This window comes from Geofilum rubicundum JCM 15548 (assembly GCF_000974365.1).
Taxonomy (GTDB): domain Bacteria; phylum Bacteroidota; class Bacteroidia; order Bacteroidales; family Marinilabiliaceae; genus Geofilum; species Geofilum rubicundum.
This window is the reverse complement of the sequence record NZ_BAZW01000020.1, coordinates 59242-65241: the sequence shown is the minus strand read 5'-3', so window position 1 is coordinate 65241 and position 6000 is coordinate 59242. Positions and strand designations below refer to the sequence as shown.

8 protein-coding genes are annotated in these 6000 nt (G+C 43.0%); 3 read left to right on the top strand and 5 right to left on the bottom strand.

The genetic code is table 11. The features are described 5' to 3' along the window. Positions 1-147: 147 nt before the first annotated feature. The 3 genes from JCM15548_RS10630 to JCM15548_RS10620 are packed head-to-tail and all read left to right on the top strand — an operon-like array spanning position 148 to position 2670. The gene (locus JCM15548_RS10630; RefSeq protein ID WP_062125097.1) at positions 148-1227 is read left to right on the top strand and encodes an HlyD family secretion protein; all 1080 of its coding nucleotides are present in this window, start codon (positions 148-150) and stop codon (positions 1225-1227) included. Positions 1228-1231: 4 nt separating this feature from the next. Beyond that, positions 1232-1972 carry a polyphosphate polymerase domain-containing protein gene (locus JCM15548_RS10625; RefSeq protein ID WP_062125095.1) on the top strand — a complete coding sequence of 247 codons (741 nt, stop codon included), beginning with the start codon at positions 1232-1234 and terminating at the stop codon, positions 1970-1972. A gap of 26 nt (positions 1973-1998) precedes the next feature. Next, on the top strand, positions 1999-2670 hold the full coding sequence (locus JCM15548_RS10620) for a DUF4956 domain-containing protein (protein ID WP_062125093.1): 672 nt from the start codon (positions 1999-2001) through the stop codon (positions 2668-2670). A gap of 34 nt (positions 2671-2704) precedes the next feature. Here the strand turns inward: JCM15548_RS10620 and JCM15548_RS10615 are convergent, their stop codons facing one another. The 5 genes from JCM15548_RS10615 to JCM15548_RS10595 are packed head-to-tail and all read right to left on the bottom strand — an operon-like array spanning position 2705 to position 5859. Continuing rightward, positions 2705-3886, bottom strand: a complete 1182-nt coding sequence (locus JCM15548_RS10615; protein WP_062125091.1) for a PAS domain-containing sensor histidine kinase — start codon at positions 3884-3886, stop codon at positions 2705-2707. A gap of 23 nt (positions 3887-3909) precedes the next feature. Continuing rightward, on the bottom strand, positions 3910-4293 hold the full coding sequence (gene folK, locus JCM15548_RS10610) for a 2-amino-4-hydroxy-6-hydroxymethyldihydropteridine diphosphokinase (protein WP_062125089.1): 384 nt from the start codon (positions 4291-4293) through the stop codon (positions 3910-3912). After that, on the bottom strand, positions 4286-4648 hold the full coding sequence (locus tag JCM15548_RS10605) for a dihydroneopterin aldolase (RefSeq protein WP_062125087.1): 363 nt from the start codon (positions 4646-4648) through the stop codon (positions 4286-4288). Before JCM15548_RS10605 ends, folK begins: the two co-directional genes overlap by 8 nt. A 4-nt stretch (positions 4649-4652) precedes the next feature. Continuing rightward, positions 4653-5375 carry an SDR family oxidoreductase gene (locus tag JCM15548_RS10600; RefSeq protein ID WP_062125084.1) on the bottom strand — a complete coding sequence of 241 codons (723 nt, stop codon included), beginning with the start codon at positions 5373-5375 and terminating at the stop codon, positions 4653-4655. 22 nt (positions 5376-5397) lie between these two features. Next, positions 5398-5859: a free L-methionine (R)-S-oxide reductase MsrC gene (locus JCM15548_RS10595; RefSeq protein WP_062125115.1), complete on the bottom strand. Its 462-nt coding sequence runs from the start codon at positions 5857-5859 to the stop codon at positions 5398-5400. Between the last annotated feature and the right edge of the window lie 141 nt (positions 5860-6000).

Here is a 6000-nt window from a genome sequence, read left to right as displayed (position 1 = left end):
GACTGTCAAAACCCTAAAATTTGTTTAACGCTTTGAGTTTTCTATCTTTGTAACATTGAACGGGTGATCCCGCAGACGCCAGACAGGAAAACATTTGTTAGATAAGTGAAGTGACTTCTGCAGGGACAATTTATAAATACAAGTAGAATGAATTCAAATATACGCCTGGGCGTGACAGGTGCATTGATTGCTGTTTTTGTCATTGTTGCAGTTATTATAATAAAAATACCTTATTACATTGAAAGTAATGGCCTTGTTAAACCTGCCATGGAATGGAAGCTTGAAAAAACACCTGACGGCCTCATTATAAACACGCTTCGCAATAACACCAACAACACTCTCCCACACTTTTCCACCACTGAATTCCAACGCGGCGATCACATGTCTTTCGAATTACATCCGGCAAATAATGCGCAACAGCTCATTAAAAAGGGAGACACCATCGCCACCATTTATTCACACCTCGAAAATTTCAAATTACTGGAACTAGAGCGGGAGTTGCTGGACAATAAGCAACAAAAAATAGTCCTGCTAAGCGGTGACAAACCAGCCCTTGTAAATGCGGCCTACCAGGAAATGTTGCTGGCGGTATCAGAATTTGAAACCCAGCAAAAACTCATGGAACGTACAGAGTCTTTACACGAGATGGGTGTGGTGGCCGATTTGGAATATGATTTGGCCAGGAATGAATACAACATCAAAAAGCAACAGGTAAATATTACCAGAGCCAATTACCAATCCCTGATTGAAGGCTCAAAGCAGGAAGAAGTCGCCTTGATTGATGCCCGGATTAGTGCACTTCATGGCCAGATTGATAACATTAAGGAGCGGCTGGAAGCCTTCACCATTTTATCGCCCATTGACGGACAATCTTTGGTCGACCTGAATCGGGTTCAGGAAAACGAATTATTGGCGCATATTTATGGCACCGGGGAAATGGCCGTTATCATGCCCGTAGAAATGAGCCAATTGAGATACTTTGGAGAAGGGATGAAAATCCTCCTCGATAACGGACTTCGTGAAGAAATACTGGTTGGTGAAATCAAGCTCATCAGTAACAAAGCAGAACTTCTGAACCAAAAACAGGTGGTATTCGTATCCTCACTAATCCCCAACAGTGAAAACACACTGAAGCCTAATATGAAAACCAAGGTTAAAATTGACACAGGAGAAATCTCTCTTTTTCAATATATAATGCGCCTGGTTTCCACCATTTATCGCAATTAAAAACATGCTTAGATACGAGCGAAAATATCTGGTTCCCAATGAAAAAATGGACCAATTGCGTCAAAGACTAATGGCCTTTGTCCAACCGGATAGTTACGCCTTAAAAAACGAGCAGGGCATCCATCAATACACCGTACGCAGCATCTATCTCGATTCTTTGGATATGGAATGCTACAATCAAAAAGAAAGTGGCATTCAACTAAGAAGAAAACTTCGGATCAGGGGATACAATCAACTGGATAATGACAGCAAGGTCGTACTCGAGATCAAGCGAAAAATTGGCAGCCGGATAAAAAAACACCGTGCCTCCTTATATTTTAATGACCTGGACGATATGCTGCGCAATGCAAAGCTGGAAGATGTCATTATTACTCAACCGGGAAAAGAAGCTCTGGACGATGCCCGTCGATTCTTCTTTCACCTTAAAAAGAAACAATACCGACCGAGCAATCTGGTGGTGTACGAACGAGAGGCCTATCACGGAAAGATGGATCAGGGCGTGCGGATTACTTTCGACAAGGATATTCGAAGCCGAATATCCCCAAAGATTGAAACCCTCTACGATGACCGAAATCTAAAACGCCTGTTTTACAATCATTTTGTCCTTGAGATAAAGTATTTCACCAATAATATGCCTCTCTGGGCCAAATCACTGGTGCAGGAATTCAAATTGAGAAACGACGCCATCTCAAAATATACAATAGGCTATGATGTAAGCAAATTCAACCAGAAGTTAACCTATTAAAATGGCCTCACCAATCCGATAAAGAAATGGAAGAAATTCAGAGTGTATTTACTTTTAGCATAACCGCCGCCGACGTATTCGCCAATGTTTTTGTGGCCATGATATGTGGCTTCCTTATTGCCTTGCTGTACAAACACACCTATCAGGGATTGAATTATTCTTCTTCCTTCACCATCTCCATCATCATGTTGACCATGATCACGGCGATTGTCATCATGGTTATTGGTAACAATCTGGCCCGGGCCTTTGGCATGGTGGGCGCCATGTCCATCATTCGCTTCCGGACGGCGGTCAAGGACGCTTCGGACATCATGTTTATTTTCTTTGCCCTTTCGATCGGTCTGGCTGCAGGGGTCAAGCTATACTCCATTGCTTTTCTGGGCACCTTTATGGTAGGAGGAGCTTATATTCTGGTGAGACAATTCAGTTTTTCCCTGTCGGGCAAACGTGAATTTTTAATCCACATCACCACTGAAGCAGAAGGGATGCCTGACAATCCCTTTGGCGCCATTTTTAAAAGTTTTTGCAAAAAACACAAACTGGTGAATGTAAAAACCATGGGCGACGAGTACGAACAAATAATGGAGTATTCCTTCTACATCAATCTTAAGGACCAGGAAAAAGGAAGTCAGCTGGTTTCTCAACTTAGAGCCGTGGAAGGGGTACATCAGGTAAACCTCTTTTTTGACGAAGATTAACCAGTGTTTTTTTAAAAAAAGCTCATTCAAAGATTTATTGCGGAAGAACAAAAATAAAAGTACTTCCCTTGCCCCATTCACTTTCGACCCAAATGTGTCCCTTGTGAAGCTCCACAAATTCTTTGCACAAGCCCAGGCCTATGCCTGTGCCCTTTTCATTGCTGGTGCCCACCAAAGAAAAATCACTGTCCACACGAAATAATTTCATGAGATCATCTGCCTTAATACCAACGCCGTTATCAGAAACAGCCAACCTTACATCCTTATCCATCTGCTCCACATCCACATGCACAAATCCGCCCTTATGGGTGAATTTTATGGCATTGGAGATCAAATTCCTGAGAACTGTGGTAATCATTTGAGGGTCAACTAAGATCGACAAACCTTCATCCATTCGTGTGGAGATTTTTATTTCCTTGGCCACGGCCTGACTTTCAAGAACAGATAAAGCATCAAGGACCAACTTCTGAACATCCACCATCTCAGGTTTATAAGTCATGTTGCCCGTCTGAAACCTGGACCATTCCAATAAATTCAACAACAGGTTAAAGGTGTTTTGAGAAGTTTCATAAATTAAGCGGGCATATTTTTCAATGGTTTCCTCATTTCTTTTTTTAGATCCATCCATCAACAACGAGCTAAAGCCCATGAGACTGTTAAAAGGGCTTTTTAAGTCATGCGAAATAATGGACATAAATTTATCGCGTGAAGCCAGTGCTGCCTTTAGTTGTTTCTCATTTTCGAATAGGGCTTCTTCTTTATTTTTTTTCTCGGTGGTGTCAAACACCATCCCCATTAATAACACAGGCTGACCATCATCATCGTGGAGGGTGACCGCCCCTCGGTCATAATACCATTTCCAGGAACCGTCTTTAGCCTGTATCCGATATTCAACTTCATATAGATCTGTCGCCCCCTTAAGGTGTTCCGCCATGTTTTCCATGACATAGGTATAATCATCGGGATGAATTTTTTCCGTAAAAAATTCATAGCCAACATTCTCCGGCACCTCCGCTTCGCTATATCCCAATGCCTTCACCTTAAGCCAATTAAACCTGACCACATTCTTCTTCACATCCCAATACCAATGCCCCAGATTACCCGTCCAGGCCAATTGAACATTGTCATCCTTTTCATTAAAAAACTGCATGAGCAAAGCATTGGCGTGTTTGAGCTCCTGGATTAACTCTTCGCGACTTAAGTTTTCGTATTCCATAATTGGGCGGTTAAATTGTTAGTTCAAAAGCTGCCGATAATTTCTTCAACCGATCGGCGTAAAAAGTCCCGCTCATAAAAATCATCATCCACCACCTCTCCGTTCCATACAATAATATCCAAATCAATGACGCGGGGACCATATTTGGGCAAGGACCGGTCACGTCCCATTTCATCTTCCACCAACTTAAGCTCAGATGCCAACTGTTCCCGGGTCATGGATGTCTCGATCAAAACGGCCCCATTTAAAAAATCGGGCTGATCGGTAATGCCGATGGGCGGAGTCGATTCAAAAGACGATACGGTCCTGACTGTCACACGCAGTCCCAACAAATATAGAGCTCTGCCCATATTAACAACAGCATCCAAATTGGATCCCAAACCTATTACCACTTTATTATCAGACATCCCGGACCCTTTTACCAGTCATTGAAAACGAAACACTCTCGGCAAACCGCAAAGCATGTGGCTTGTCAACTTCAACAGCGACCTGTTGCACGCGAACGTTGGTCAAAATGAGATCAACCACCTCTTTGGCCACATGCTCTAACAAATTGTACTGAGCATTTTCTACATGCGCTATAATTTCTTTGCACAATTGACGATAATCCAGCGCCTGTTCAGGTTCATCACTGCTCTCTTCGCCCTGCAACTCATATGTGACGGCAATATTCAACAACAAATCCTGCTTTTTTCCCAGTTCATGAGGATTGAACCCCACAACGGTACGTAACAATAAATCCTTAATTTTTATCACTGCCATTTGACTATCCATTTAAATGTGCACCAGAGTCGCAATAGATCACTTGCCCCGTTATGGCACTGTTTGCAACTAAAAACCAAACGCTTTCTGCCAGACTGTCCAAACCAACCACCCTTTTTAACGGGGTGTCTGCAGCCACTTTTTCAAAATACACCGAATCTCTTCCCGGAGGAGGCAAAACAGGTCCGGGTGCTACCCCATTTACCCGGACATCGGGCGCCCACTCCAGAGCGGCCATTTGTGTCAATTGCGTCAGGGCTTTTTTAGATAGGGAATAAGCCGCATGAGACGAATCATTGTTGACAATCCTGGTATCCAAAACATTCACAACAGCCCCCTTACCAAACATTTTATAAAACGCCTGCATCAACATGAAGGGTGTTTCAAAATTGACCAGCATCTGCCGACGCCATAAATCATAATCCGTTTCTGCCAATGTGGAAGCATCAAAAACAGAGGCATTATTGATGAGCGCATCCAGTCCTGCAAGCGGCTGTGGCAATTGTTTCAACAACATTTCCACCGATTGGACCGGATTTGATAAATCGGCTTGAACAACAGGGAAATGCCTGCTATCATATTTTTTTTGTAAGCTCAGGGACAGATCCCGGGCAGCGCGCTCACTAGTATGGTAATGAATGATCACCTCCCAGCCTCTGGCAGCAAAAAGCTCTGTGAGCGCCTTCCCTACCCTTTTGGCTGCACCTGTAATTAGAACTGTTGGCATACACGTATATTAATACAATAAATCAATGGTTATAAACCAATTCAACGATTTTCTCCAATCCCACACGATCCTCCTCATCAAAACAATTCAGGTCTCTGCTGTCCACATCCAAAACCGCTACTACTCTTCCGGCCTCATCTTTAACAGGAACAACAATCTCTGAGTTGCTTTGTGAAGAACAGGCTATATGTCCGGGAAACTGGTGTACATCCCCTACAACCACACTTTCCTTTCTATTGATACCTGCCCAACAGACACCGGTATCCTTTTTCAATTTCAAACAGGCAATAGGTCCCTGATAGGGCCCCACAATCAATTCTCCCTTTTCCAGAAAATAAAACCCGGTCCAAAAATACCCATTCATTTTATGGTGTAACAAAGCCGCAATAGTGGCCATTCGGGTAACAGGGTTTTCAGTGGCCTTCACCAAATCCTTTATCTGCTCATACAGGCGGTTGTATCTGCCCGACTTTTTTGTATGCATATGCTTGGTCATCATTTAAGAAAAGGCCAGCCCGTGAATGGCCGGACCCGATAATTATTAAAGTTAGCTAACAGCCTAAAAATACATATAACAAGGCTATCAGGAAACAAAAAGGAAAAGATTTTTTCCTGAAATCAATAG

Coding starts and splice junctions, on each gene's coding strand:
- JCM15548_RS10605 (WP_062125087.1), bottom strand. CDS start 4,648: ATGGCAGTGATAAAAATTAAGGATTTATTGTTACGTACCGTTGTGGGG.
- JCM15548_RS10595 (WP_062125115.1), bottom strand. CDS start 5,859: ATGCATACAAAAAAGTCGGGCAGATACAACCGCCTGTATGAGCAGATA.
- JCM15548_RS10600 (WP_062125084.1), bottom strand. CDS start 5,375: ATGCCAACAGTTCTAATTACAGGTGCAGCCAAAAGGGTAGGGAAGGCG.
- folK (WP_062125089.1), bottom strand. CDS start 4,293: ATGTCTGATAATAAAGTGGTAATAGGTTTGGGATCCAATTTGGATGCT.
- JCM15548_RS10625 (WP_062125095.1), top strand. CDS start 1,232: ATGCTTAGATACGAGCGAAAATATCTGGTTCCCAATGAAAAAATGGAC.
- JCM15548_RS10620 (WP_062125093.1), top strand. CDS start 1,999: ATGGAAGAAATTCAGAGTGTATTTACTTTTAGCATAACCGCCGCCGAC.
- JCM15548_RS10615 (WP_062125091.1), bottom strand. CDS start 3,886: ATGGAATACGAAAACTTAAGTCGCGAAGAGTTAATCCAGGAGCTCAAA.
- JCM15548_RS10630 (WP_062125097.1), top strand. CDS start 148: ATGAATTCAAATATACGCCTGGGCGTGACAGGTGCATTGATTGCTGTT.